Below are 22,685 nucleotides of genomic sequence, written 5' to 3' on the forward strand. Positions count from 1 at the left end.
AAAGTTGCCGGAAAAATCCTATCGGGTTACGGCGTTTTCAGCGGGAACTGTGAGGAACGAGCGGTTCGGGCGGCGTCGGCTGGGTGGCGCGATAGAGGGGGGCATTCCAGTGGTTGAACCAGAGATGGCGAGTACGGGTCTGACGTTTGCGATGATTCAATGGGCATTCCTTTCAATGGACAAGAGACAGAGGGTACACCTCTTTTGCCCAGAGTCTCAGGGTTATCTGTGACAGGAGAATGACAACTGGGCTCGCCACTGGCCCGGGCTCAGGCCGAACGCCTCCCGAAAACGGTTACCAAAATGGGCCTGGGAGGAGAAGCCGCACTGGGCGGCGATGCTGGCCAGAGGCTCGCTTCCCGCCAGCAACTGCTTGGCCCGCTTGAGCCGCAGCCCGAGCAGGTAGCGGTGGGGCGGACAGCCCAGGCTCTGCCCGAACATCCGGGCGAAGTGGTATTCGCTCAGACCCGCCTCCCGGGCGAGCTCTCCCAGGGTGATCGGCTCGGCCAGGTGAGCCTGCAGATACTCCTGCACCCGGCGCACCACGGCGGGTGCCAGACCGCCGCGCACCTCCGGCAGCGCCGGGGCCTCGCGAGTGTGATGGCGATAGGCGTGCAGCATCAGCATCCAGGCACCGTGGGAGAGCGCCATGCGATCGATGCCGTGCTGCCAGTCCAGCTTCATCAATTGCCCCTGCACCAGGGCCGCCGCCTGGGGATCGTCGATGAAGGTCTTGTCTTCCAGTTGCAGATGACGCCCCTCCTTGTCGCACGCTTGCTCGGCGATACGGGTGAAGTGGGCGGGGGTGAAGTAGAGGTGGAAGAAGCGAAACTCCTCGCGCACCAGCCACTCGGACCTGTGGTGATCCGGCATGATGCACACCTTGCCGGCACCGCCATGGCCACCGGGGCCGTCCAGCCGCTCGGTCTGCTCGCCCCCCTGCAGGTAGACGCTGATGGTGTGGTTGCCCGGCTTGTGGTAGCGGGTCTGATCGTAGCGGTTGCACCAGCTCGCCACCCCGAGTCCGGGCTCCAGCCAGCAGGAGTCCTCCAGCCTGGCACCGGTGCTCACCAGGGCATCAAAGACCCCTGCCTGTCTTGTCTGCTGCATGGCATGCTGCACGCTTGCGTCCCTCTCCGGCACTTGCCGCCCCTTTCCGCCCCTTTCCTGTCGCCATCTTATCGCGCCTCATGGTCAAAGGCTGCGCCTCCGTTGAAAAAACCGCAAGATGGTGCAAGCCGGCACCCCGCCTCACGGTTCATGCTGATCACATCATCTTCTCTTGATGGGATCACACCATGAATCTGATGCTCTATGTTTCAACCGTCCTCATCTGGGGCAGCACCTGGATTGCCATCGCCTGGCAGCTCGGCCCCATCCCCATCGAGGTCTCGGTGCTCTATCGTTTCGCCCTGGCGGCCCTGGCCCTGTTCGCCCTGCTCACGGTGAGCGGCAAGTTTCCACGCCTGCCCTGGGCGGGCCAGCGATATGCTGCCCTGCTCGGCGCGTTGCTCTTTTCCACCAACTTCCTCTGTTTCTACCACGCCACCCTCTATATTCCGAGCGGCCTGTCGGCGGTGATTTTCGCCAGCGCCAGCATCTTCAACGGCCTCAATCTCTGGCTGTTCGAGGGTAAACGGCCGGGCCTGCGCTGGCTGCAAGGATCGTTGCTGGGGCTGCTTGGCACCCTGCTGCTCTTCTGGCCGGTGCTGGCGGATGCGCAACTGGGTGCAAACGGCTGGAAGGGCTTGCTCTTTGCCTGCGCCGGCACTCTCTGCTTCTCCCTGGGCAACCTGGTCTCCGCCCGGGGACAGCGCCAGGGCTATCACGTATTGCAGATGGTACCCTGGGGCATGGTCTACGGCGTGGCGCTGCTGCTGGGCTGGGTCACGGTACTCGGTCAGTCACTCACCCTGCCCACCGACCCGCGCTACCTCGCCGCCATGGTCTATCTGGCCATCTTCGGCTCCGTCATCGCCTTCACCGCCTACCTCACCCTGGTGGGGCGCATCGGTGCCAGCAAGGCGGCCTACGCCACCGTGCTCTTCCCCCTGGTGGCCCTCACCCTCTCCACCTTCTATGAAGGATTTGTCTGGCAGACGGTCTCCATCGTCGGCGTGGTGGTGAGTCTCATTGGCAACCTGGTGATCTTCGCGCCCCCCGTCAAGGCGTGGCGCTGGCCGCTATCAAGGGCCGCAAACGGTACTTGCCCCTGATGCCACCAGCCCCTAAGGTAACCGCGTCCAACACACGAGGAGGGAGGACGCATGTTACTGGAAGGGCTGGATACACTCTGCCTGCTGGCAAGCGAGGGCACCATGGCCAAGGTTGCAAGCCGCCTCTATATCAGTCAGTCGGCGGTCAGCAAGCGCATCGCCCAGCTGGAGCAGCGCCTTGGCAAGAAGCTCATCGAGCCGGATGGCCGTCATATCCGCCTCACTCCCCAGGCCCGTGAACTGCTCGCCCGGGTAGCCCCGAGCCTCGCCGAAATGAAGGGGGTGCTGGCGGACAGCCAGATCCTCACGGATCAGACCCCTCTGTCCATCGCCTGCTCCGAAACCCTGCTGGCGGGCTACCTCGCCCGCTTCATGCACGCCTATCTTGAACGGGATCCCCACATTGCCCTCTCTACCCACCACACCCCGGTCATTCTGGCCCGGGTGCGCGGCGGGGATGCCCTGCTCGGGATCTGCGCCGGTCGCCTGCCGCCGGGCCATGGGCTGTGTGCCGAACGGCTGCTGGAGGAGCCCTTCTATCTGGTGGGGGACGCTCTGGATGAGGCGGCGCAGCCGGATCACCAGGGCGCCTTGCAAGAAACTGTGACCAGCAAGCAACTGGCTGAAGGCGACGTGAGTCAGGGGATGCAGGGCAAGGTGCGCAAGATCCTGACCATGGATCTGGAGAACCCCTCCAACCGCTATCTGCGCGAGCCCCTGGCCGCCCTCGGGCTTATCCCCGCCATGGAGCTCGATTCCTACCTGGCGCTGATCGAGCTGGCCAAGGCAGGCATTGGCCCCGTGCTCCTGCCCGCCGGCCTGCTGGCGCTGGTGGGTGAGCAGGGGACACAGGCACGCCCCCTGCCGGGACTGGGCCGCCCGCTCCACCTGGTCTATCGGCCAAACAGCCTCAAGCGCGATCGCATCGCCCGCCTGGTGCAGGCGCTGCAAGCCCATTTCCGGCAACTTTCGGCACAGGGCTGAAACGCAAGAGGGCCCGATCTGCGATCGGGCCCTCGTCATGGGGGGTATCGGCTCAGCCCAGCCAGGCAAAAAGCTCGGGGTACTGGCTCCACACCAGCTTGGCGGACATCACCAGGGAGACGGTCACCAGCAGCGGCTTGATGAGCTTCACCCCTTTCTTGAGCACCAGCTTGGAGCCCATGCGCGCCCCGATGAACTGCCCCAGCGCCATGCACAGCCCCACGCTCCACACCACCTTGCCCCCCAGGGTGAAGAAGAGCAGGGAAGCGATGTTGGAAGTGAAGTTGAGCAGCTTGGTGTGGGCAGTGGCCCGCGCCATGCCAAAGCCCGCCAGGGCCACGAAACCGATGGCAAAAAACGACCCCGTGCCCGGCCCGAAGAAGCCGTCATAAAAGCCCACGCCCCCGCCCACCAGCAGGGCGAACGCCATGGGAGTGAGGCGACGCTGGCTCTCCGCATCGCTCACCCTGGGGGAGAAGTAGAAGTAGCAGGCAAACGCCATCAGCAGGAAGGGGAGCAGCCGCTCCAGGATGGCGGCATCGATGGTCTGCACCGCCAGGGTGCCGATGGCCGCCCCGATGAAGGTGCAGATGACAGCCGGCCAGATGATGGCCCACTCAAGGAGCCCCTTGCGAGCATAGAACCAGGTGGCGGAGAAGGAACCGAAACTGCTCTGCAACTTGTTGGTGCCAAGCACCAGGGCTGGCGGCATGCCGGTGGCCAGCAGGGCCGGCACCGTCAAGAGCCCCCCGCCCCCGGCGATGGCGTCGATAAAGCCGGCGATGAGAGCCACCCCGAACAGGGCGACCAGGGTGAGCAGTTCCAGTTCCATCCATAGACCTCGTGTGATTGGCGGCGCCCGGCATGGCCTGGAGCCTGAAGGAGTCAACAGGTCGCTATCCTAGCGAGGGCAGGCCCATGAAGCCAACGAAACAATGGCAGCCAACTGATTCCTTATTTTCATCAATCAGCATGCGAGAGGGCCTGTGCTTTGATAACCGCCAGCCCCTCCAGCAGGGGCGCTTCATCCGCACCGGGCGCACGGCTTACCCGGCCAGCCATGTAGCGGCTGCTGATGAGGATTAATCCAGAGCGCGGCTCTGGCCCTTGATGGCCTCCAGCCCCTGTAGCAGGGGCGCTTCATCCTCACCGGGCGCACGGCTTACCCGTCCAGCCATGTAGCGGCTGCTGATGAGGATTAATCCAGAGCGCGGCTCTGGCCCTTGATGGCCTCCAGCCCCTCCAGCAGGGGCCCTTCATCAGCACCGGGTGCACGGCTAACCCGGCCAGCCATGTAGCGGCTGCTGAAGAGATTGAACCAGAGCTGCAGCGCCTGTCCCGCCCGCAGCTCCCCGGCCACTTCCAGCACGCAGGCGGCCACCTCGGCAGTGCACAGGTGCTCGTCGCTGTGGGCGACGCGCATGCCGTAGGTAGAGAGCGCATCCGGCTTGATGGCGAGCACCGGGAAGCCGTCCAGATAGGGACTCTTGTTGAACATCTTGCGCGCCTCGGGCCAGGTGCCGTCCAGCAGGATGAACAGCGGCTTCTTGCCGGGGGCCAGTACCACCTCGCCGGTCAGACGGTCGGGCACTTTCTCGCAGGCGGGAAAGACCACGTAGGGCTGCCAGGCGGGATCCGCCAGCAGGGCCAGCAGCTCGGGATGGGGTTCGGTACGCGACCAGAGAAAGGCCCAGGTGGAGTCCGGCAGCACGTCGGCGATGAGGCGCCCGGTGTTGGAGGGCTTCATGGGCTCGCTGTCATACATCATGAGGCAGAAACCGGCCTCGGCCTTGAGCGCCGGGCGCCAGTCGCAGGCACACCAGTCGTGGCGCAGCTGGCAGGCATCGCAGCGTGGCACGCTGCCGCCACGGGCAAGAAAGGGTCGGGTCGAGACGCTCTTGCGCCAGATGCGCAGGCGGTTGACGGCGTGATCGGGGATGGGCTTCATGGAACGCGGCTCTGACGGTGCCTGTGGCGGGACAAAAGGGGGCTGATTGTAACGGCGCGCCCTCCTGGCGGCAAGGCTTGCCAGGCGGCGCCCTGCCCCTTCCCTCCCCGCGTTCTGCCCGCCTCTCCCCTATGAAAAAAGGGGCCCTGAGGCCCCTACTCACCATCCGTTGCAACCGGGTCTGACGATGTCAGACCGCCTTTCGCAGGATCTGCTCCAGATAGTGCGCGAAGCTGTGGCCGTGGTGCTCCAGCAGTTTCGGGAACATGGAGATGGAGGTCATGCCCGGGAAGGTGTTGATCTCGTTGAGCAAAATCTCCCCCTCTTCGGTCAGGAAGAAGTCGATGCGCGACAGATGAGTCAGCTTGAGCTGACGGAACGCCTTCAAGGCGTACTCGTGGATGGCATCGGCCTGGGCCTGAGTCAGCCCCTCGGCCTTGAGCGCGGTCTCGGTGTGACTGGCGCTGCTGTACTTCTCTTCATAGGTGTAGAACTTGTCCTGGGGTACGCAGATCTCCCCCGGATAGGTGGCCACCAGCTCGTCACCATACTGGTAGACCGCCACTTCCAGCTCGCGGGGCTTGACCGCTTTTTCGATCAATACCTGCTCGGAGTAACCGAAGGCATCGGCAATGCCCTTCACCAGGTCTGCCTCGTTGCTGGCGGAGTAGCAACCCACGGAAGAGCCCTGGGAGGCCGCCTTGATGAAGACCTTGCCCCACTTGGCCAGCGCCGCTTTCGCCTCGGTCAGGCTCGCCTCGCCCTGCTCGGTCAGGAACAGGTAGGGGGTATTGGGGATGCCGATGGCGGTGAGCCACAGCTTGGTGGTGATCTTGTTGAAGCACACCTTGCTCGCCTCGGCGTCACAACCCAGATAAGGCAGGCCGGCCAGCTCGAGGAAGGATTGCAGATCGCCGGTCTCACCGGGATAGCCGTGGATGCAGGGCACCACGTAGTCCACCGGACGGGCCACGCTGTCGAACGAGAGCAGCTTGTCCAGCCCCAGCTTGCACTCGCGACCGTCGGCGGAGAGCCAGCGGTCGGCAAACATCTCGACCCGGGTCACTTCGATACCGGGCAGGAGCCCGAGCTGTTTTTCGAGGAAATTGGCGCTGCGCAGCGAGACTTCGTGCTCGGAGCCGCCACCGCCGCACAGCAGCAAGACATGCATGTTCTTCATTAGATGTGATCCCTTGGGAGAAGCGGCTTCGTCATCACCATGGCAAACCCAACCGCATGAAAACCGGACGAAGCCAGAAACGAACATAAGTGCGGGCAGTGTAGCAAGGGAGGGGAAGCCTTGTCAGCCGATGGGGCGCACCTCCCCCTGCCCGGGCAGATAAAAGTCTCTTCCTGTGTCAGAAACAGGATGAAATGCGCTCAGCGGGGGGGATCGACCCGCCCGGCGCCATTGCCGTTGACCCGAAACCAGCCGGCAATGCTGTAGCGCTCCCGGCTTGCGGGCAGCACCTCGTGGGGAAACTCTTCAGACAGGAAGAGCACCAGCCGCCCGCCCCGGGGGGAGACATCCATCAGAAACTGCTCGCTGTCGTCATAGACCCGCAATATTCCCCCCGCCTCTGGCTGCCAGTCGTTGTTCAGGTAGAACACCGAGGTGAGCCGGCGGTTGGATCGTCCGGCGAAGGCGTCGCGATGGGTGGCGTAGAAGTCCCCCTGACGGTAGCGGGCAAAGTGCGCCTCGTAGTCGAACAGCCCCAGCATCAGGCTGCGATTGGCGGCCAGACGCAGGGACTCCATCCGGGCCAGATAGTCGGCCACCGGCGCGCCGAGGGAGGCGTCGAGCCAGTGGATCTGATCCCGACGGATATCACGGTTGTCCTGATGCAGGGTCTCGCGCCCGATCCCCGCCGGTCGCCACTCGTCCGGCAGGCAAGCCTTGAGGGCATCCACCTCGGCGGCGGTTAAAAAATCATCCACTATCACCCAACCCCGGGTGTAGATGGCATCCATGACGACTTGATAGTCCAAGATAGGCTCGCAGCGAGGGGAGAGAGTGCGCTTTGTAGCGACTTCGGACCATCGGCACAAACCGGATTGCTTCTCTTGAGAAGTCCCGCCATCAATAGGAGTCTGGGGGGCACAGACGCCCTCCCCCTTGCTCCCCGGCCCTCGGCCCGTTAACGTGCAAGGATTGTCCCCCGGGCGCCTTGTCGCCCCTCTTGCATCAGGAGAAACCATGCCCCTGCCCCTCATCCCCCTGCAACGACTCGATGGCACGCCCTGGTCCACCGCCGATCTGCAGGGCCGTGTCGTGCTAGTGGTCAACGTGGCAAGCCGCTGCGGTTTTACCCCCCAATACACCGGGCTTGAGGCCCTCTATCGCCAGTTCGGCCTCCAAGGCTTCGAGATCCTGGGCTTTCCCTGCGATCAGTTCGGCCATCAGGAGCCGGGCGATGCCGAGGAGATCGCCCGCTTCTGCTCGCTCGACTACCCGGTCAGCTTCCCCCTGATGGCCAAGTGCGAGGTCAACGGCGCCGGGGCCCACCCCCTCTATCGCTGGCTCAAGGAGCAAAAGCCCGGACTCCTTGGCAGCGAGGCCATCAAGTGGAACTTCACCAAGTTCCTGATTGACCGTGAAGGCCGGGTGGTGGACCGCTTCGCCCCCCAGACCAGGCCGGAGGATCTGGTGCAGGCCATCGAGGGACTGCTCTGACGGGCGTGCGCCGAGGCCAGGGGGGCCCCTCTTAGCGCCCGCCTGGCCTTTCCCTGCCGGGATGGCCGTGGCAACCCTGCTCGCGACACGGCTGCTGCGCGTACGCCTCGCATCTGCTATATTACGCGCCCACTGTTCTCTTGTGCGGTCGCTTTGCCGGGCTCAGGCCCAGCCTCGATGGCGACCCACCCTATTTTCCATGTCGTGACGGACCAAGGCTGCCGTCACCCGTTGAGCCCAAGGCTCGGAGTGTCCCTCGAACATGTCATTCAATGAACTGGGTCTGTCACCGCACATCCTGCGGGCCGTCAAGGAGCTGGGTTACGAACAACCCACCCCCATCCAGCAGCAAGCCATTCCCGCCATCCTGGCCGGGCAGGACGTGCTGGGCGGCGCCCAGACAGGCACGGGCAAGACGGCCGGTTTCACCCTGCCCATGCTTCATCGACTGCTGGCCAACCACGGCCGTGGCGGTCGTCGCCAGGTGCGAGCCCTGGTGCTGACCCCGACCCGGGAGCTGGCCGCCCAGGTGGGCGAAAGCATCATCAAATATGCCCACCACCTGCCGTTTCGTACCCTGATCGCCTATGGCGGCGTCAGCATCAAGCCGAACCTGGACGCCATCAAGCTCGGGGTCGACATCCTGGTCGCCACCCCGGGCCGCCTGCTGGATCTGCTGACCCAGGGCGCCCTGACCCTGAGCGCCCTCGAGGTACTGGTGCTGGATGAAGCGGACAGAATGCTCGACATGGGGTTCATCACCGACATTCGCCGCATCATGAAGGCCCTGCCGGAGGAGCGTCAGACCCTGCTCTTCTCCGCCACCTTCTCCAATGACATCAAGGCGCTGGCGGACGATCTGCTCAAAGATCCCACCCTTATCGAGGTGGATCCCAGCAACACCGCCGCCGAGCAGGTAAGCCAGCGCATCATCCAGGTCGATCGGGAACGCCGCCGGGAGATGCTCTCCCACATGATTGGCCGTGGCAACTGGCAGCGGGTGCTGGTATTCGTGCGCACCAAGCAGATTGCCGACAGGCTCGCCCAGCAGATGCAGAAAGATGGCCTGGATACGGTCGCCATCCACGGTGACAAGAGCCAGGGGGCCCGCAACCGGGCGCTGGCGGATTTTCGTGAAGGCAAGGTGCGGGTGCTGGTTGCCACCGACATCGCCGCTCGCGGCCTGGACATCGATCAGCTGCCCCACGTGATCAACTTCGAGCTGCCCCAGATGGCGGAGGATTACATCCACCGCATCGGCCGCACCGGCCGTGCCGGGCGCGGCGGCGAGGCCATCTCCCTGGTGAGCCAGGACGAGCTGGGTCAGCTCAAGGAGATCGAGGCGCTGATCGGTCAATCCCTGACCGTGGAGATCCTGGAAGGGTACGAGCCGAGCGGCAAGCCGAGCCGCCAGACCCTGCCGGGCAGCAAGCCGGTGCAAAACCCGCCCCGCGCCCGTGGCCATGCCAACGCCAAGGGCAAACCCGCCGCCGGGAAAGGCAAGGGGGATGGCGCCAAGAAGCCGGCCCAGCCAGCGCAAAACAAGTCCCGCAAGCGGGAAGTGGTGGGCGAGGACATCGGTTTCGCCCCCATGCGCCGTCTACCCAAGGCCCAGCGGGGCGACTATCAGGACAACTCCAACGAGGAGTGAGACGGTGCGAGCACTGCGTCCTGAACAACAAAAAACCGCCCGAGGGCGGTTTTTTCATGCGCCAGCCTCGGCAGACAGGACCAGATGCAGCAGGGGATAAGGTTTGCCCTGCCCGTCCAGTGCCGAGCGGCCCACCACCTCGAAACCCAGGTGGCGATAAAAACCGAGGGCCGGTTCATTTTGCTCGTTGACGTCCACCCGGGTCGCCCCCAGACGGTGGATGGCATCGGCTACCAGCAGACGGCCCACTCCGCCCCCCTGCCTGCCGGGGTCGACGAACAGCATCTCGATATTGCCCTCGGCCACCCCGATAAAACCGACGATCTCGCCATTGTCTACTCTGGCACAGTTCAGCGTCACGGCATCGAAATAGTGCTCCAGGATCAAGGGCCTCAGGGCCGCTATGTCGGCTTCTTGCAGGAAGTGGTGGCTGGCGCGCACCGAGGCCTCCCAGATGGTGATAAGGGTTGGGTGATCGCACTTTTGTGCGGCGTCAATTTTCATCGCTACCTCAATATGTTGCGGATAACAGCCCACGCCTTTGATGATGCAGCAGTCCATGGGACTTATTGCGGCGCCTTGATAACAAACCCTTTCTCGATGCCGGCCTTGAAACCGAGTCCCTCATAGAGGCGATGAGCGGCCTCCCGCCCCTCCCCTGAGAGCAGCATCACCTTGTAGCAATCCAGCTCCCAGGCCAGCGCCAGGGTATGCTCCAGCAACTGATGGCTGAGCCCCTGGCGGCGAAACGCGGCACCCGTGATCACATGCTCTATGATGCCGAAGGGTCGGCCGCCGTTGGTGAGGGTCGGGATCACCCCGAGCTGGCAGCTGGAGGCCAGCTGCCCCTCCACCAGGGCCACCATGATGCGGGTATGGGGCAGATCAAGCATCGCCGCCAATCCCTCGCGGGCCCCTTGCTCGTCGAGCACGGGGTCCTGAGGCCTGAGTTCCTGATAAAGGGCCAGCAGCCCGGCCAAGTCCTGCGCCTCACACTCTCTTATCACCACTGTCGTCATCATGCTGATCTCCCTTGGCATCGATATCAGGCGGGTCTTGGGGCAAACATGATGATGGCCATGCCGATCAGGGCCACCCCGGCCCCCACCAGATCCCACAGGCTGGGTTTGATGCCATCCACGGCCCAGAGCCAGAGAATGGCCACGAAGATGTAGACGCCGCCATAGGCGGCATAGACGCGGCCAGCGGCGGTCGGGTGCAATGAGAGCAGCCAGGCGAACAGGGCCAGGCTCAGGGCCGCGGGCAGCAGCAGCCAGGCGCTCTTGCCCTGGGTCAGCCAGAGATAAGGGAGATAACAGCCCAGGATCTCGGCAACCGCAGTCACCAGAAACAGGGCCAGGGTCTTGAGTTCAACCATGAATACTCGGGATCCTTGCAGGCAGAATGGACTTCTTGTGGCAAATCATACTGTTATATCCAGCCACTGCAATCGGCTTTCGAGGTGCACGGTTCAGGGCACGGGAGGCAGATGGCGGAGCGCGAACAGGATCGAGGAACATCATGCGCTTGGCATGGCGTGCGGTAGGTATAGAGGGTATGCAAACAGGGGGTAGAAAGCCGACAGAGAACGGGCTGCGCTGTGCTTAAAAACAGTCAGGCCCGCCGAAGCGGGCCTGACGACAGGATTAGCGGGTCTTGACCGCCTGCAGCAGCACGGAGACATCCGGCCCGAAGCGGCGGGCTCGGATGGCCTCCTGGATATCCTGCTCGTCGTAGCGACTGGCGGGGTAGACCACCACGCAGGCGGTGTCACCGGGAGCGAGGAAGTGGGTCTCGCCAAAGGGGGTGTAGCGGGTGGCGCCAATGCTGATGAGCGCATGGGCCGGGCGCCCCGCCTGGGCCAGCAGCCCCTGGATATGCTCGGCCGGGCCTTCGTCCTGCTGATGGTTGAACTTGTCGATGGCCCACGCCAGCAACTGACCGTGGAAGTAGCTGTAGTCCACCGCCGCGCTGTCGATCCCGTAGGGGTGCAGCTCCCCGTCCCGCTCCAGATAGCAGGCGATGCGGTAGTCATCGAGCTCGCATCCTGCGGCAAAGTGGGTCAGGGGCAGCAGGTTCGCGGCCAGCCCCTTGCTCTCTTCACCCCAGTTCTTCTTCTCGCTGATCTTGTTGGCATTGGGGCGACGGATGGAGCAGTCGTTGTAGGCGCCAAACGCCTTGGGATGGATGGCCACCACCTGCTCCCCCGCGTACTCCAGCTCGCACCACAGTGCCACCTCGGGTTCAATCTGCACCTTCTCGTCCCCGCTCACCGCCGCCTCCGGCAGGAAGATGGCATCGCCGCTCAGGGGAAAGACCCCGAGCTGGCCGGGATGGTTCGGCACATAGAAGGGGAACAGCGCCTTGGGGGCGACCTTGTCGTCAACCTTGACGGCGACGAAGTCCGCCGCCTCCCCTGCCTGCTCCAGGTGACCGGCGAAGTTGCCCGCCACGCCCAGTCCGATAAAGGGGGTCTGTGAGGTGATCTGCATCTGTGGCTCCACTGGCGCGGCCGGGGCCGCCGCCTCGTTGTCGTTGTTCAGGGCGGCAATACCGCCAAAGAGGGAGCTCATTAGAGCACAGCCCCCGGACGGCGCCCAGCCACCGGGCCACAAGCTGTGCACCAGGGCGGATTTTCCCTCACCATCTGGTCATAAAGTCGGCAGTCAATGCGAAGCTGTGATCCCGATGCTTGGGAGAGCCCGGCACTTTTGCTAGGCTGCCCTATTCATTTGCCGTTCGGGAGCCGTCGCAAGGCCATGACCACCCACTTTCAGGGGCGCTTCGAGGTGGAGTTCAAATACCGCCTGACGGACAGCGCCGCCTTTGTGCATACCCTCACGGCCCTCGGCCCCGAGGTGATGGTGGCGGACAATCATGAGCAGGACTGCTACTTCGACACGGCAGATGGCGCCCTGGCCCGGGCAGAGAAGAGCCTGATCATCCGCACCATGGCCCCCAGCGGCATCCGGCTCTGGATAGTCAAAGGGCCCGGACCCGATCGCTGCGAGGCGGTCAACATCACCGATGCGGACAAGGCGGCCAGCATGGTGCGCACCCTGGGCTACCAGCCGGTGCTGACCATCGACAAGCGGCGCAGCATCTATTTTCTGGGGGCCTTCCACGTCACGGTGGATCACCTGGCAGGCGTCGGTGATTTTGCCGAGCTCGCCATCATGACTGACGACGAGACCGCCCTGCCCGCCTACCGCGCGCAGTTGCTGGCGCTGGCTAGCCGGCTGGGACTGGCGCCCGAGATGCGGGAAACCCGCTCCTATCGCACCCTGTGCGAGCAGCGAGCCCCCCCCTTTGACAAGCGGCAACAAGAGGAATCTGCCCATGATCGACAAACTCGCCTGGCTGACCTTCAAGGAGGGACAACTGCTGTGCGCCCGCTCCCACGGCAAGGACATCTACTACATTCCGGGGGGCAAGCGCGAGCCGGGCGAGAGCGACGAGGCGGCCCTCGTTCGTGAAATCGAGGAAGAGCTCGCGGTCACCCTGAAACCCGACACCCTGGCGTTCGCCTGCGAGTTCAGCGCCCAGGCGGACGGCAAGCCGCAAGGGGTGAATGTCAATCTGCGTTGCTACACGGGGGACGCCGACGGCACGCCCGTCGCCTCGGCGGAGATCGCCGAGCTGCGCTGGCTGGACAGCCGCCACCTGGCCGAAGTCTCCCCCGTCTCCCGCCTGCTGTTCCAGTGGCTGACAGCGCAGGGACTGATCCATTAAGAGACGGCGCACCTGACCGGATGATAATAGCACCGGCAGGAGAGTCCGCGCCCGAGACGTTAATCCCCCACGTGGGCCAAGAGAGAAGATGAGGACATTCAATGGAGATCCTTGAGGTCGAGAGCACCAGAGGCATCAAACCGGCGCTGATCGCCCTGCTGCAAGATTGCGTGGCCAGCGGTGCCTCGGTGGGCTTTCTGCCTCCCCTGCAGGAAGAGCAGGGGCTGGCGTACTGGCAAGGCATCGAGGGGGAGCTGGCGGATGGAGTGCGCAAGCTCTGGGTGGCGTTTGATCAGCACCATCTGGTGGGCGCCCTGCAGCTCTCCCTGTGCACAAAGGCCAACGGGGGCCACAGGGCCGAAGTGGAAAAGCTGATGGTCCACAGCCAGGCCCGTGGCAAGGGGGTGGGCCGCGCCCTGATGAACGCCATGGAGCAAGGGGCCCGGGACGCCAGGCGTACCTTGCTGGTGCTGGATACCCGGGTCGGCGACGTGGCCTCCAGCCTCTATCGCCAGCTCGGCTATCAGGAGGCCGGCCAGATCCCGGACTTCGCCCGCAATGGGGACGGCACCCTCGCCGCCACCCAGTTCTTCTACAAGCAGCTCTGAGGCAGACGGCCTGGCAAGACCGGACAGCGTGCCGGTCTTGCCCCCTCCAAGGCTCGGCGTACATAGGTTTTTGGTTCAATCAGACTCATCGGCAAGGAGCCATCATGATATTGGAAGTCGCCCATCTGCAGATCATTCCCGGCAAGGCCACTGACTTCGAGCAGGCCTTCGCCCGAGCCCAGCACATCATCAGCGCCATGCCCGGCTACCTGGGCCACCAGTTGCAGCGTGCCCTGGACGATCCCCATCACTACCTGCTGCTGGTGCAGTGGGCGCGGCTGGAAGATCACACCCGGGGGTTCAGGGGCTCCCCCCGGTACCAGGAGTGGAAGGCCCTGCTGCACCACTTCTACGACCCCTTCCCCAGGGTCGAACATTTTCAGGATGCAACACCGATCAGTGCCGCAAGCTGAACCTTGATCAGCTCGTCCCGTCACGGGCTGATCAATGGCGTCAGGCCAGGCGCTCGGCCCTGTGGGCAATCTGCGGCTCGGCAAAGGCGCTCTGGGCCGCGATGAGCTGCAGCTCGTAGGCATTCGCCTCCCAGGTCTGTCTCAGCACCGCATCCACCGCGGCGTTGGTGCGCTCGAAGGCGCTCACCCCATCATATCCCGCCTGCAGGTTGGCCAGCATCAGGGCGCTGATGAGATCCCCCACGCCCACCGGTTGGCGCGCGAAATCGTAAAGGGGACGGGCGATCAGATAGTCTCCCTCGGGGGTGGCAAGCAGCATCTCGAAGCGGCCGGGGACGCTGGCGGCGCGACCCAGGTGCTTGACCAGCACCATCTTCACCCCCTTCTCCAGCAACTGGCGTGCGGCGACCCGGGTCTGGGCCAGGGTTGTCAGATGGACATCGCACAGGGTCTCCAGCTCCAGCAGATTGGGGGCCATGATGTCCGCCACCGGCAGGGCCTGCTCGGTGAGAAAGCGGGTGACGCCCGGGGCGACGATGCACCCCTTCTCCGGATGCCCCATCACGGGATCGCAGAAATAGAGGGCCGCCGGATTGGCTCGTTTCACCGCCGCCACCACCGCCAGGATCTCGTCCCCCTGCTCCGCCGAGCCCAGATAGCCACTTAGCACCGCATCGCAGCGCGCCAGCACCTCGATATTGCAAAGCCCCTGGCACAAGGCGGCAATGTGGCCCGCCGGCATTGCCATTCCCTGCCAACCCGCCTCGTACTGGGTGTGGTTGGAGAACTGCACCGTATTGATGGGCCACACCTCCATGCCGAGACGGCGCATGGGGAACACGGCGGCGCTGTTGCCGGCACAGCCAAACACCACGTGGGACTGGATAGAGAGAATGCGTTTCATCGACACCACCGGACAAGAAGCCTGAGGAAAAGAGGCAATATATCGGATGAAGAGACGGCTCTTCCAGCAATTAACGCCCTGACTCCCTATTTATGCTTCTGCAGGCTTAACCTGCCGCATATTTGACCCCCGCTACCCTGTTTCTGTACAACCCTGGAGCCATCTCCCCGCTGCTGCGGGGTGATAAATGTACTTGTACGTCTCTTGTCTGATGGCATACAAGGTGATTTTTAAACCAGCCATGAACAATCGGGATCAAGGATGAGGTCCGATGAAAAGGCGCCAGTCGGCAGTCGGCAGTCGGCAGTCGGCAGTCGGCAGTCGGCAGTCGGCAGTCGGCAGTCGGCAGTCGGCAGTCGGCAGTCGGCAGTCGCAAAGTAAGGCAACAAGGGCAAGGGTCAAGGAGACGTCGGAAGATCACAGGACAAAGGCGGCCTCCCCTTGCCTGACACCGTGGCAACGGCAAGCCATACGCAGTGGCGACACAGTGCCGTGACTGCAGCGAGTCGCCAGCAGTCGTCAGAGGGAGCACGGTGCTTGGGCGTCTCAATCCCGGGCGAAGTGGTAGACCCAGCCTTCGTCCGGTGCCATCTCCTCCGGCAGGTCCACCAGAGCAGGCAGCGAGGTGACGGCCCCTTCGGCCGCATATTGCAGGGCCATCAGGGCGCAGAGCGCGGCATCATAGGGATCCGTTCCAGGGATGAGGATTGCTGGCAGGTGGGGTTGCAGCTCGGGCCGCACAGCAGAGGCTTTGCCCCCCATTTTGGCCAGGGCGGGATAGACCTCCAGCACCGCGCGCCCGGCAGCCCTCGCCCGTTTTGGCACCAGTTGCAGATCCCCGAGGCGCGGCAGCATGGAGAGGGCCAGGGTGGCGTTGTTGCCGAGCCTGTCGAAGGTGGCGGAGAGGGGCTTCTTGCCATAGTGCTGATAGAGCCAGCGCTCGCAATCCCGGTAGGCGTAAGGGTTGTCAATCTCCCGCTGGGGCACGGGAAAGCCGCTCCCCCACCCCGCCAGCAGATCGGCGAGGGCGCGGGGAAAGGCCAGGGGCGCATCGATGCCGAGAGCAAGGCGCGGGCAGGCCAGCACCTGCATCAGCGCCACCTCGTCTTGCAGGGCCGGGCGCAGCAGGGCATCCAGATCCGGCGCGACCCGGGAGCTCAGGCGAAACAGGGGGGAGATCCCGAGCCAGTGCAGACGCGACTCCCGGGCCTGCCAACCCACCACCGCCACCGCCTGGGCATTGCCCTGCCAGCCCCTCACGTCCCAGCCGATGCCGATGGCGTCCATGTGTTCCGTTGTCATGCCCCTGTTACCTCTGTGCAGCCTTGATGGAGCACAGGGTAATGGCTGCCCCTCCTAAAGCAAGGGCAAGTTGGTCCCTAGAAGGATTTCTTGAAGTTGATCAGGGGCAGAATGGGGAAGATGCCGTTCTCGGCGTAGTTGGCCAGGCCAATCTGCAAGCCGTCCAGGTGCTTGGTGGCATTGACGAATCCCAGCTGGAACGTGGTGCGTTCGGCATAGTTGACGAAGCCGACGTTGGCCAGGGCATTGCCCTGGGCGATGTTGACCGCCCCCCAGTTGAGCCCCTTCACATTGTTGGTCAGGTTGACGAAGCCCAGATTGAGGCCGGTATCCTGCCCTTCGTGCCAGTTGACGGCGTTGATGGCGACCCCGCCAAACTGATGGCGCACCCGGCTCGCGCCAAAGAACACACCAAGCTGCAGGCCGGTGAACTGATCCACGTCGGAGAGGGCGAACACCGGCAGATCGATCCCCTTCACCTGGCCGGTGCGGCCGTAGAGGAAGGAAGCCCTTGCCCCTTCCACCTGATTGGACGAGGGCAGGTTGACACCGGGCAGGGAGATCTGGACCGGCGTGCTGGCCTGGGCGACACCGGCGAGGGTCAGGGCACCACAGCCGAGCAGCAGGGCGAACGGTTTCATCGGGGATTCCTTGTGAAGAGGGTGTGGCTCAAGGGTACCAGCGCAGGCCCCGGGGAACGAGACCCCGCCCCCTGCCCTGCGTCACCTCTCGTCTGAACCCGGGGATGGCTCTCTCGGCGGATTGGAAAATTCAAACAGAAACTAACATTTATGCCATTTATACCAAAGGTGGATTGGTTGCAGAATGCTCAAACGTGTGTTTGAACAGAGCAAACAACACGTAACACAGGGATGACGTGCTGTACCCGCAAGAAGGGTCGATTGACCCGCAAAAACAGTGTTCTGCCGAACCGGAGACCCATGATGAATATGGACGTGATCAAGAGCTTTACCGAGCAGATGCAAGGCTTTGCCGCTCCCCTCACCCGCTACAACCAGCTGCTGGCCAGCAACATCGAACAGCTGACCCGGTTGCAACTGGCGTCCGCCAATGCCTACGCCGAACTGGGGCTCAACCAGTTGCAGGCCGTCGGCAAGGTGCAGGATGCCCAGAGCCTGGCGGCCCTCGGCACCGTGCAGCTGGAGAGCGCCAGCCAGCTCTCCCGCCAGATGCTGGATGACATCCAGAAGCTCAGCGCCCTCGGCCAGCAGTTCAAGGAAGAGCTGGATGCCCTGACCGCAGATGGCATCAAGAAGAGCACGGGCAAGGCCTGATAACCCCTGGCTGCCCGTCTTGCGGGCAGCCACATCTCCCCACGACTCGACAGAACGGGCAAGTGCCCGCCCCGGGCGTGGGTGAAGGAGAACACATGAGCCAATCATCTTACGGCCCGCTGTTCGAGGCCCTGGCCCACTACAACGACAAGCTGCTGGCCATGGCCAGAGCCCAGACCGAGCGCACGGCCCAGGCCCTGCTGCAGACCAGTCTGGACGATCTGGGCCAGGTGCTGGAGCAGGGCAGCCAGCAGCCCTGGCAGCTGATCCAGTCCCAGATGAACTGGTGGCAGGATCAGCTCAAGCTGATGCAGCACACCCTGCTCAAGAGTGCAGGCCAGCCGAGCGAGCCGGTGATCACCCCGGATCGCAGCGATCGCCGCTTCAAGGCCGAGGCCTGGAGCGAGCAACCCCTCTATGACTACCTCAAGCAATCCTATCTGCTGACCGCAAGACACCTGCTGGCGGCGGTGGATGCCCTGGAGGGCGTGCCCGAGAAGAGCCGGGAGCGACTGCGCTTTTTCACCCGCCAGTACGTCAACGCCATGGCTCCCAGCAACTTCCTGGCCACCAACCCGGAGCTGCTCAAGCTCACCCTGGAGTCCGACGGCCAGAATCTGGTGCGCGGCCTTGCGCTCCTGGCCGAAGATCTGGAGCGCAGCGCCGATCACCTCAACATCCGCCTGACCGACGAGTCCGCCTTCGAGCTCGGCCGGGATCTGGCGACCACCCCGGGCCGGGTAGTGCTGCGCACCGAGCTCTTTGAGCTCATCCAGTACAGCCCGACCACGGCGACGGTGGGCAAGACCCCGGTGCTGGTCGTGCCCCCCTTCATCAACAAGTACTACATCATGGACATGCGCCCCCAGAACTCCCTGGTGGCCTGGCTGGTCGCCCAGGGGCAGACGGTCTTCATGATCTCCTGGCGCAACCCGGGGGTGGCACAGGGGCAGGTCGATCTCGACGACTACGTGGTGGACGGGGTCATCGCCGCCCTGGATGCCGTGGAGGCGGCCACCGGCGAGCGGGAGGTACACGGCATCGGCTACTGCATCGGTGGCACTGCATTGTCACTCGCCATGGGCTGGCTGGCGGCGCGGCGCCAGAAGCAGCGGGTGCGTAGCGCCACCCTCTTCACCACCCTGCTGGACTTCTCCCAGCCCGGGGAGCTTGGCATCTTCATCCACGAGCCCATCATCGCGGCGCTCGAGGCGCAGAACGAGGCCAGGGGCATCATGGACGGGCGCCAGCTGGCGGTCTCCTTCAGTCTGCTGCGGGAGAACAGCCTCTACTGGAACTACTACATCGACAGCTACCTCAAGGGTCAGAGCCCGGTGGCGTTCGATCTGCTGCACTGGAACAGCGACAGCACCAACGTGGCAGGCAAGACCCACAACAGCCTGCTGCGCCGACTCTACCTGGAAAACCAGCTGGTGAAGGGGGAGCTTCGGATCCGCCACACCCGCATCGATCTCGCCAAGGTGAAGACCCCGGTGCTGCTGGTGTCCGCCGTGGACGATCACATCGCCCTCTGGCAGGGAACCTGGCAGGGCATGGCGCTGTTCGGGGGCGAGCGGCGCTTCATTCTGGCCGAATCCGGGCACATCGCCGGCATCATCAATCCGCCGGATGCCAACAAATACGGCTTCTGGCAGAGCGAGGCCGAGGCGGACAGCCCGGCGCAGTGGCTGGCGGGGGCGACCCACCAGAGCGGCTCCTGGTGGCCCGAGATGATGCGCTTTATCAAAGACCGTGACGAGGCAGAGCCCGTCCCCGCCCGGCAGCCTGTCGAGGGGTTGGAGGCGGCCCCCGGCAGCTACGTCAAGGTACGGCTCAATCCGGTGTTTGCTGGCGTCAGGAAGCAAGAAGAGGAACCCGCATGAGTACACAACCCCTTGCCGTGGGCATGAAAGCCAGCCTGACCAAGCGGTTCGGGGCGGCGGAGGTGGCCGCCTTCGCCGCGCTGTCGGAGGACTTCAACCCCCTGCACCTGGACCCGGACTTCGCCGCCACGACGGTGTTCGAGCGCCCCATCGTCCACGGCATGTTGCTGGCGAGCCTCTTCTCCGGGCTGCTCGGTCAGCAGTTGCCAGGCAAGGGGAGCATCTACCTGGGCCAGAGCCTCGGCTTCAAACTGCCGGTGTTCGTGGGGGACGAGGTGACGGCGGAGGTGGAGGTGATTGCCCTTCGAAGCGACAAGCCCATCGCCACCCTGGCCACCCGCATCTTCACCCAGGGCGGCGCCCTCGCCGTGACGGGGGAAGCGGTGGTGAAACTCCCTTGAGCGCCAGTGGCCCCCAGAGACACAACCAGCCCGGTCGGGCTGGTTTTTTTGCCTGTGCTCGCCCCTTTTTCGGGGCAATTCGGCCCGGGCCCTTTCCCTGCCCCGCCTAACTGCCTAGAATGACCCCCCGCTGTTTCAGCCATTCATCCAGCTAGAGGATTTCCCATGGAGACGTTTCTGCTCGAAGGTCACCCCTTCGTTGCCTTGTGTGACCTGATCAAGCATCAGGGTTGGGCCGATTGTGGCGGTGCCGCCAAGGCGCTGGTCGCCGAGGGCCTGGTGGAAGTGGACGGTCAGGTCGAGACCCGCAAACGCTGCAAGATAGTCGCCGAGCAGGTGGTCAACTTCAACGGCATGAAGGTGGTCGTGAAAGAAGGCGTCAGCCCCGAGATCCTCTGATCCTGACGCCCTGCCACGCAAGCGCTACCCAGCACAGTGGTCGCGCAGGTGGTCAACTTCAATGGCATGAAGGGGGTCGTGAAGGAAGGGATCAGTCCCGAGATCCTCTGATCCCGGCTTGAACAAGGGCGCCAAGCGCCCTCTGGCCTTCAGCTGGCCTTGATGGAGAGGGTCAGCACGAAGCGGGCCATGGCCTCGTCGCCGTTGCGAGACGGGCAGGTGGCCACCACCTGGATGGGGCGGTTGATGCGCTGACCGCTCGCCAGGGACTCGTCGATCATGGCGTCGATAAGCTCCCCCGCCGCGCAATCAAACTGCACGTCTCCCTCCGGGCGCTTCAAAAACTCCCCCTGCACATCCTTGAAGGCGAAATGCACCTTCTTGCGCCGCGCCCGCCCCTTCTCCATGACCAGGAGCCCCCCCACCAGGTCGGCGCCGGTGGCGAGCGCCCCGAAATACATGCTGCCCAGGTGGTTGCGGGTGCGCCAGCCCAGCGGAATGCGGATGCGCAGCGCCCTGGCATCCATCTGCTCGATGACGGGGGCACAGAAACCAATGACGGGAATGTAGCGCCAGGCGAACAGACGCAGGGCGAGGTTGGCTTTGAGGCGTTGCAGGTCCATTGCAAACTGATCCGATGAGTGAATGTGACGCAAATGTTGCCAGCCTGCTTCCCGATAGACAAGCCTCCCTTGCCATCCCTGTGAGCGGGCCCCCAAAGGGTATTTGCAAAATTCATGCAATGGCCAGGTTCTATTTGCCTGGCAAATGATAAAACCGGCCTTTCCTGACCCCGGGTCGCCTCTCTTTTCCCCTTTTTCCGATTTTTTTCAAGGTCCCGCCCCGGATGACGGGACCATGACAGCCATATCCGAATGAAACACAACGAGAAATACTCCCCGTCAGGGGGCTAGCCCAGGATCCCGCCCCCGCCACTGGGATTATTCGCAGTAACCAAACCCCCTCTCCCTCGCTAGGCTGTTGCTGGCCCGGAAGTAGCCACTCGGCACCGGGTCAACCCGTCTACCAATCTCACCATAAGGATAGAGAGATGAGTCACGTGCAACAGTTGTTCAACGGGGGCGAGAGCGCCGGTACTTTCCAGCTCAACTTCAACAACAACCGTGCCTACGAGCTGTTTGGCCGGGAGTACCTCAAGTGCTATGCCAACCTCAGCGCCAAGGGGAAGATGAGCAAGCCCCTGCCCACCGGGCCGCTGAGCTACACCGTCGACTTCGCCATGGATTGCGGCTGCAGTTCGGTGCTGTTTGACTTCAACCTCGCCTACAAGAAGACCTTCGGCAACCAGTTGCAGGCCCCCCTGTGGCGCGAGTCGGACTACGAGGCCGAGCTGGTGCTCTGCCAGCTGGTGCGCGAGGCACCGGCCAACCGCCTGAGCAACCATGATCAGTTCGCCGAGGCCGAGGCCTTCTTCAACGACGTCAATCTACCCGACACCGTCCGGGCGGTGGGCAATGATCCCTATGCCGACAAGGACGGCCTGGTGGAGTTCATCGTGGCCAACGAGCTGCTGGACGATCCCGCCGTCATGGCCAAGCTGGCGGAACAGAAGGCCTACCTCATCGCCATCACCTCCGTGGTCACCGCCTACATCAACCGTTACGCCGAAGCCTATGGCGAGCAGTACAAGACGGACGCGGATCTCTGGGCCAGGGCCCTCTCCAAGATCCCCCTGATGGGGCCGAGCAAGATCGATCAGCAGAGCTACAGCCGCCACATCAAGGGGCTCAGCATCGCCACCGACTTCATCAACTTCATCATGGACGTGGTGGTGAGCCAGGGCACCACGGCGCTGGCCAGCTTCAACAAGTTCCTGCAAAAGCAGGGGGATGCCATCCGCTTCGGGGTGGAGAACAACAAGGACTTCTACAAGACCATCACGGTGGGGGTCACGGTGGAAGTGTTCAAGGTGGGCAACGAGCTGGTCTATGTGCCGAAGATCAAGCAGTACCGCGTCAACTTCGACCGCCAGAACAGCAAGTTCACCTCCGCCTGTGCCAGCGCCGAGTTCGTCGACATCTACTTCAACTACCTCTATGCCGCCAACGTGTTCGACTACGAGGCCCTCAAGGACCCCGAGATCAAGCGCGACTTCGACATCTTCATCCAGAAGCAGCGCAAGGCACAAATTGAAGAAGCGGATACCTTCTTCAACGATGACTTCCCGCCCCTGGAGCCCAAGCTGGTCAGCCGCAGCAAGGCCACGGTGTAACCCCGCCAGTCAAAAAAACAGCCGGCAGATGCCTGCTGTTTT

Annotated in this window: 26 protein-coding genes and 2 pseudogenes; 13 read left to right on the forward strand and 15 right to left on the reverse strand. The window is 63.7% G+C overall.

Features of this window, described 5'->3' with window-relative positions; translation table 11 throughout:
- Nucleotides 1–37: 37 nt before the first annotated feature.
- Nucleotides 38–160, reverse strand: coding sequence for a hypothetical protein (locus tag C3F36_RS23955; RefSeq protein ID WP_256094327.1), 123 nt, complete (start codon nt 158–160; stop codon nt 38–40).
- Between the two features lie 62 nt (nt 161–222).
- Complete coding sequence (locus C3F36_RS00495; protein WP_048208720.1) at nt 223–1,110, reverse strand: helix-turn-helix domain-containing protein; 888 nt, start codon at nt 1,108–1,110, stop codon at nt 223–225.
- Between the two features lie 188 nt (nt 1,111–1,298).
- Here C3F36_RS00495 and C3F36_RS00500 point away from each other — a divergent pair, with 188 nt between their 5' ends.
- Complete coding sequence (locus C3F36_RS00500) at nt 1,299–2,216, forward strand: DMT family transporter (RefSeq protein WP_041215090.1); 918 nt, start codon at nt 1,299–1,301, stop codon at nt 2,214–2,216.
- A gap of 51 nt (nt 2,217–2,267) precedes the next feature.
- Nucleotides 2,268–3,200: a LysR family transcriptional regulator gene (locus C3F36_RS00505; RefSeq protein ID WP_104454248.1), complete on the forward strand. Its 933-nt coding sequence runs from the start codon at nt 2,268–2,270 to the stop codon at nt 3,198–3,200.
- Nucleotides 3,201–3,252: 52 nt separating this feature from the next.
- On the opposite strand, the gene C3F36_RS00510 is transcribed toward C3F36_RS00505, so the two are convergent.
- From C3F36_RS00510 to C3F36_RS00530, 5 genes and pseudogenes are all read right to left on the reverse strand, one after another.
- Nucleotides 3,253–4,032, reverse strand: coding sequence for a TSUP family transporter (locus C3F36_RS00510; RefSeq protein ID WP_010674863.1), 780 nt, complete (start codon nt 4,030–4,032; stop codon nt 3,253–3,255).
- A gap of 131 nt (nt 4,033–4,163) precedes the next feature.
- Nucleotides 4,164–4,280, reverse strand: a pseudogene (locus C3F36_RS23680) (DTW domain-containing protein); the annotation flags it as partial.
- 118 nt (nt 4,281–4,398) lie between these two features.
- On the reverse strand, nt 4,399–5,148 hold the full coding sequence (locus C3F36_RS00520) for a tRNA-uridine aminocarboxypropyltransferase (protein ID WP_104454249.1): 750 nt from the start codon (nt 5,146–5,148) through the stop codon (nt 4,399–4,401).
- Nucleotides 5,149–5,338: 190 nt separating this feature from the next.
- On the reverse strand, nt 5,339–6,328 hold the full coding sequence (locus C3F36_RS00525; protein WP_041215087.1) for a D-alanine--D-alanine ligase: 990 nt from the start codon (nt 6,326–6,328) through the stop codon (nt 5,339–5,341).
- A 200-nt stretch (nt 6,329–6,528) separates the two neighbouring features.
- Nucleotides 6,529–7,137, reverse strand: coding sequence for a 2OG-Fe(II) oxygenase (locus tag C3F36_RS00530; protein WP_199769638.1), 609 nt, complete (start codon nt 7,135–7,137; stop codon nt 6,529–6,531).
- A gap of 208 nt (nt 7,138–7,345) precedes the next feature.
- Here C3F36_RS00530 and C3F36_RS00535 point away from each other — a divergent pair, with 208 nt between their 5' ends.
- Both C3F36_RS00535 and C3F36_RS00540 read left to right on the forward strand, forming a co-directional pair.
- Nucleotides 7,346–7,822: a glutathione peroxidase gene (locus C3F36_RS00535; protein WP_053288435.1), complete on the forward strand. Its 477-nt coding sequence runs from the start codon at nt 7,346–7,348 to the stop codon at nt 7,820–7,822.
- Nucleotides 7,823–8,084: 262 nt separating this feature from the next.
- Nucleotides 8,085–9,473, forward strand: a complete 1,389-nt coding sequence (locus tag C3F36_RS00540) for a DEAD/DEAH box helicase (RefSeq protein WP_010674869.1) — start codon at nt 8,085–8,087, stop codon at nt 9,471–9,473.
- Nucleotides 9,474–9,527: 54 nt separating this feature from the next.
- On the opposite strand, the gene C3F36_RS00545 is transcribed toward C3F36_RS00540, so the two are convergent.
- The 4 genes from C3F36_RS00545 to C3F36_RS00560 all read right to left on the reverse strand — a co-directional run bounded on the left by C3F36_RS00545 (nt 9,528) and on the right by C3F36_RS00560 (nt 11,965).
- The gene (locus C3F36_RS00545; RefSeq protein WP_104454251.1) at nt 9,528–9,977 is read right to left on the reverse strand and encodes an acetyltransferase; all 450 of its coding nucleotides are present in this window, start codon (nt 9,975–9,977) and stop codon (nt 9,528–9,530) included.
- A 62-nt stretch (nt 9,978–10,039) separates the two neighbouring features.
- The gene (locus tag C3F36_RS00550) at nt 10,040–10,495 is read right to left on the reverse strand and encodes a GNAT family N-acetyltransferase (protein ID WP_223956621.1); all 456 of its coding nucleotides are present in this window, start codon (nt 10,493–10,495) and stop codon (nt 10,040–10,042) included.
- A 23-nt stretch (nt 10,496–10,518) separates the two neighbouring features.
- Nucleotides 10,519–10,851 (reverse strand): YnfA family protein, encoded by a 333-nt coding sequence (locus tag C3F36_RS00555; protein WP_041211490.1) that lies wholly within the window; start codon nt 10,849–10,851, stop codon nt 10,519–10,521.
- A gap of 268 nt (nt 10,852–11,119) precedes the next feature.
- Nucleotides 11,120–11,965 (reverse strand): DUF5718 family protein, encoded by an 846-nt coding sequence (locus tag C3F36_RS00560; protein ID WP_104455978.1) that lies wholly within the window; start codon nt 11,963–11,965, stop codon nt 11,120–11,122.
- Between the two features lie 267 nt (nt 11,966–12,232).
- Here C3F36_RS00560 and C3F36_RS00565 point away from each other — a divergent pair.
- The 4 genes and pseudogenes from C3F36_RS00565 to C3F36_RS00580 all read left to right on the forward strand — a co-directional run.
- Nucleotides 12,233–12,796: pseudogene (locus tag C3F36_RS00565) on the forward strand (class IV adenylate cyclase); the annotation flags it as partial.
- Nucleotides 12,797–12,812: 16 nt separating this feature from the next.
- Entirely contained in the window at nt 12,813–13,205 is a 393-nt protein-coding gene (locus C3F36_RS00570; RefSeq protein ID WP_104454252.1) for an NUDIX hydrolase, read from the forward strand.
- A gap of 101 nt (nt 13,206–13,306) precedes the next feature.
- Entirely contained in the window at nt 13,307–13,813 is a 507-nt protein-coding gene (locus tag C3F36_RS00575; protein ID WP_010674875.1) for a GNAT family N-acetyltransferase, read from the forward strand.
- Nucleotides 13,814–13,917: 104 nt separating this feature from the next.
- Nucleotides 13,918–14,226: an antibiotic biosynthesis monooxygenase family protein gene (locus tag C3F36_RS00580; RefSeq protein ID WP_010674876.1), complete on the forward strand. Its 309-nt coding sequence runs from the start codon at nt 13,918–13,920 to the stop codon at nt 14,224–14,226.
- Between the two features lie 40 nt (nt 14,227–14,266).
- Here C3F36_RS00580 and pdxY read toward each other — a convergent pair whose 3' ends face one another.
- The 3 genes from pdxY to C3F36_RS00595 form a co-directional block, all read right to left on the reverse strand.
- Nucleotides 14,267–15,130, reverse strand: a complete 864-nt coding sequence (pdxY, locus tag C3F36_RS00585) for a pyridoxal kinase PdxY (protein WP_010674877.1) — start codon at nt 15,128–15,130, stop codon at nt 14,267–14,269.
- A 546-nt stretch (nt 15,131–15,676) separates the two neighbouring features.
- Nucleotides 15,677–16,432 (reverse strand): DUF429 domain-containing protein, encoded by a 756-nt coding sequence (locus tag C3F36_RS00590; RefSeq protein WP_029314586.1) that lies wholly within the window; start codon nt 16,430–16,432, stop codon nt 15,677–15,679.
- Nucleotides 16,433–16,509: 77 nt separating this feature from the next.
- The gene (locus C3F36_RS00595) at nt 16,510–17,073 is read right to left on the reverse strand and encodes a VC2662 family protein (protein ID WP_010674879.1); all 564 of its coding nucleotides are present in this window, start codon (nt 17,071–17,073) and stop codon (nt 16,510–16,512) included.
- A 303-nt stretch (nt 17,074–17,376) separates the two neighbouring features.
- On the opposite strand from C3F36_RS00595, the gene C3F36_RS00600 reads away from it, so the two are divergent.
- The 4 genes from C3F36_RS00600 to ybcJ all read left to right on the forward strand — a co-directional run bounded on the left by C3F36_RS00600 (nt 17,377) and on the right by ybcJ (nt 20,410).
- Nucleotides 17,377–17,727, forward strand: coding sequence for a phasin family protein (locus tag C3F36_RS00600; protein WP_039040883.1), 351 nt, complete (start codon nt 17,377–17,379; stop codon nt 17,725–17,727).
- 95 nt (nt 17,728–17,822) lie between these two features.
- On the forward strand, nt 17,823–19,610 hold the full coding sequence (locus C3F36_RS00605; RefSeq protein ID WP_104454253.1) for a class I poly(R)-hydroxyalkanoic acid synthase: 1,788 nt from the start codon (nt 17,823–17,825) through the stop codon (nt 19,608–19,610).
- The gene (locus C3F36_RS00610; protein WP_104454254.1) at nt 19,607–20,011 is read left to right on the forward strand and encodes a MaoC family dehydratase; all 405 of its coding nucleotides are present in this window, start codon (nt 19,607–19,609) and stop codon (nt 20,009–20,011) included. Before C3F36_RS00605 ends, C3F36_RS00610 begins: the two co-directional genes overlap by 4 nt.
- A 165-nt stretch (nt 20,012–20,176) precedes the next feature.
- Nucleotides 20,177–20,410: a ribosome-associated protein YbcJ gene (ybcJ, locus tag C3F36_RS00615; RefSeq protein WP_010674882.1), complete on the forward strand. Its 234-nt coding sequence runs from the start codon at nt 20,177–20,179 to the stop codon at nt 20,408–20,410.
- Nucleotides 20,411–20,559: 149 nt separating this feature from the next.
- Here the strand turns inward: ybcJ and C3F36_RS00620 are convergent, their stop codons facing one another.
- A complete protein-coding gene (locus tag C3F36_RS00620) occupies nt 20,560–21,033 on the reverse strand; it encodes a DUF4442 domain-containing protein (protein WP_010674883.1) in 474 nt (157 codons plus the stop codon).
- A gap of 428 nt (nt 21,034–21,461) precedes the next feature.
- On the opposite strand from C3F36_RS00620, the gene C3F36_RS00625 reads away from it, so the two are divergent.
- The gene (locus C3F36_RS00625; protein WP_104454255.1) at nt 21,462–22,643 is read left to right on the forward strand and encodes a hypothetical protein; all 1,182 of its coding nucleotides are present in this window, start codon (nt 21,462–21,464) and stop codon (nt 22,641–22,643) included.
- Nucleotides 22,644–22,685 lie beyond the last annotated feature (42 nt).

Source organism: Aeromonas sp. ASNIH2 (genome assembly GCF_002934795.1).
Lineage (GTDB): Bacteria > Pseudomonadota > Gammaproteobacteria > Enterobacterales > Aeromonadaceae > Aeromonas > Aeromonas caviae.

Coding starts and splice junctions, on each gene's coding strand:
- C3F36_RS00500 (WP_041215090.1), top strand. CDS start 1,299: ATGAATCTGATGCTCTATGTTTCAACCGTCCTCATCTGGGGCAGCACC.
- C3F36_RS00610 (WP_104454254.1), top strand. CDS start 19,607: ATGAGTACACAACCCCTTGCCGTGGGCATGAAAGCCAGCCTGACCAAG.
- C3F36_RS00575 (WP_010674875.1), top strand. CDS start 13,307: ATGGAGATCCTTGAGGTCGAGAGCACCAGAGGCATCAAACCGGCGCTG.
- C3F36_RS00525 (WP_041215087.1), bottom strand. CDS start 6,328: ATGAAGAACATGCATGTCTTGCTGCTGTGCGGCGGTGGCGGCTCCGAG.
- C3F36_RS00555 (WP_041211490.1), bottom strand. CDS start 10,851: ATGGTTGAACTCAAGACCCTGGCCCTGTTTCTGGTGACTGCGGTTGCC.
- C3F36_RS00520 (WP_104454249.1), bottom strand. CDS start 5,148: ATGAAGCCCATCCCCGATCACGCCGTCAACCGCCTGCGCATCTGGCGC.
- C3F36_RS00545 (WP_104454251.1), bottom strand. CDS start 9,977: ATGAAAATTGACGCCGCACAAAAGTGCGATCACCCAACCCTTATCACC.
- C3F36_RS00535 (WP_053288435.1), top strand. CDS start 7,346: ATGCCCCTGCCCCTCATCCCCCTGCAACGACTCGATGGCACGCCCTGG.
- C3F36_RS00625 (WP_104454255.1), top strand. CDS start 21,462: ATGAGTCACGTGCAACAGTTGTTCAACGGGGGCGAGAGCGCCGGTACT.
- C3F36_RS00595 (WP_010674879.1), bottom strand. CDS start 17,073: ATGAAACCGTTCGCCCTGCTGCTCGGCTGTGGTGCCCTGACCCTCGCC.
- C3F36_RS00580 (WP_010674876.1), top strand. CDS start 13,918: ATGATATTGGAAGTCGCCCATCTGCAGATCATTCCCGGCAAGGCCACT.
- C3F36_RS00505 (WP_104454248.1), top strand. CDS start 2,268: ATGTTACTGGAAGGGCTGGATACACTCTGCCTGCTGGCAAGCGAGGGC.
- C3F36_RS00605 (WP_104454253.1), top strand. CDS start 17,823: ATGAGCCAATCATCTTACGGCCCGCTGTTCGAGGCCCTGGCCCACTAC.
- C3F36_RS00560 (WP_104455978.1), bottom strand. CDS start 11,965: ATGCAGATCACCTCACAGACCCCCTTTATCGGACTGGGCGTGGCGGGC.
- C3F36_RS00540 (WP_010674869.1), top strand. CDS start 8,085: ATGTCATTCAATGAACTGGGTCTGTCACCGCACATCCTGCGGGCCGTC.
- C3F36_RS00600 (WP_039040883.1), top strand. CDS start 17,377: ATGAATATGGACGTGATCAAGAGCTTTACCGAGCAGATGCAAGGCTTT.
- C3F36_RS00620 (WP_010674883.1), bottom strand. CDS start 21,033: ATGGACCTGCAACGCCTCAAAGCCAACCTCGCCCTGCGTCTGTTCGCC.
- C3F36_RS00570 (WP_104454252.1), top strand. CDS start 12,813: ATGATCGACAAACTCGCCTGGCTGACCTTCAAGGAGGGACAACTGCTG.
- C3F36_RS00495 (WP_048208720.1), bottom strand. CDS start 1,110: ATGCAGCAGACAAGACAGGCAGGGGTCTTTGATGCCCTGGTGAGCACC.
- C3F36_RS00590 (WP_029314586.1), bottom strand. CDS start 16,432: ATGACAACGGAACACATGGACGCCATCGGCATCGGCTGGGACGTGAGG.
- C3F36_RS00550 (WP_223956621.1), bottom strand. CDS start 10,495: ATGATGACGACAGTGGTGATAAGAGAGTGTGAGGCGCAGGACTTGGCC.
- ybcJ (WP_010674882.1), top strand. CDS start 20,177: ATGGAGACGTTTCTGCTCGAAGGTCACCCCTTCGTTGCCTTGTGTGAC.
- pdxY (WP_010674877.1), bottom strand. CDS start 15,130: ATGAAACGCATTCTCTCTATCCAGTCCCACGTGGTGTTTGGCTGTGCC.
- C3F36_RS00510 (WP_010674863.1), bottom strand. CDS start 4,032: ATGGAACTGGAACTGCTCACCCTGGTCGCCCTGTTCGGGGTGGCTCTC.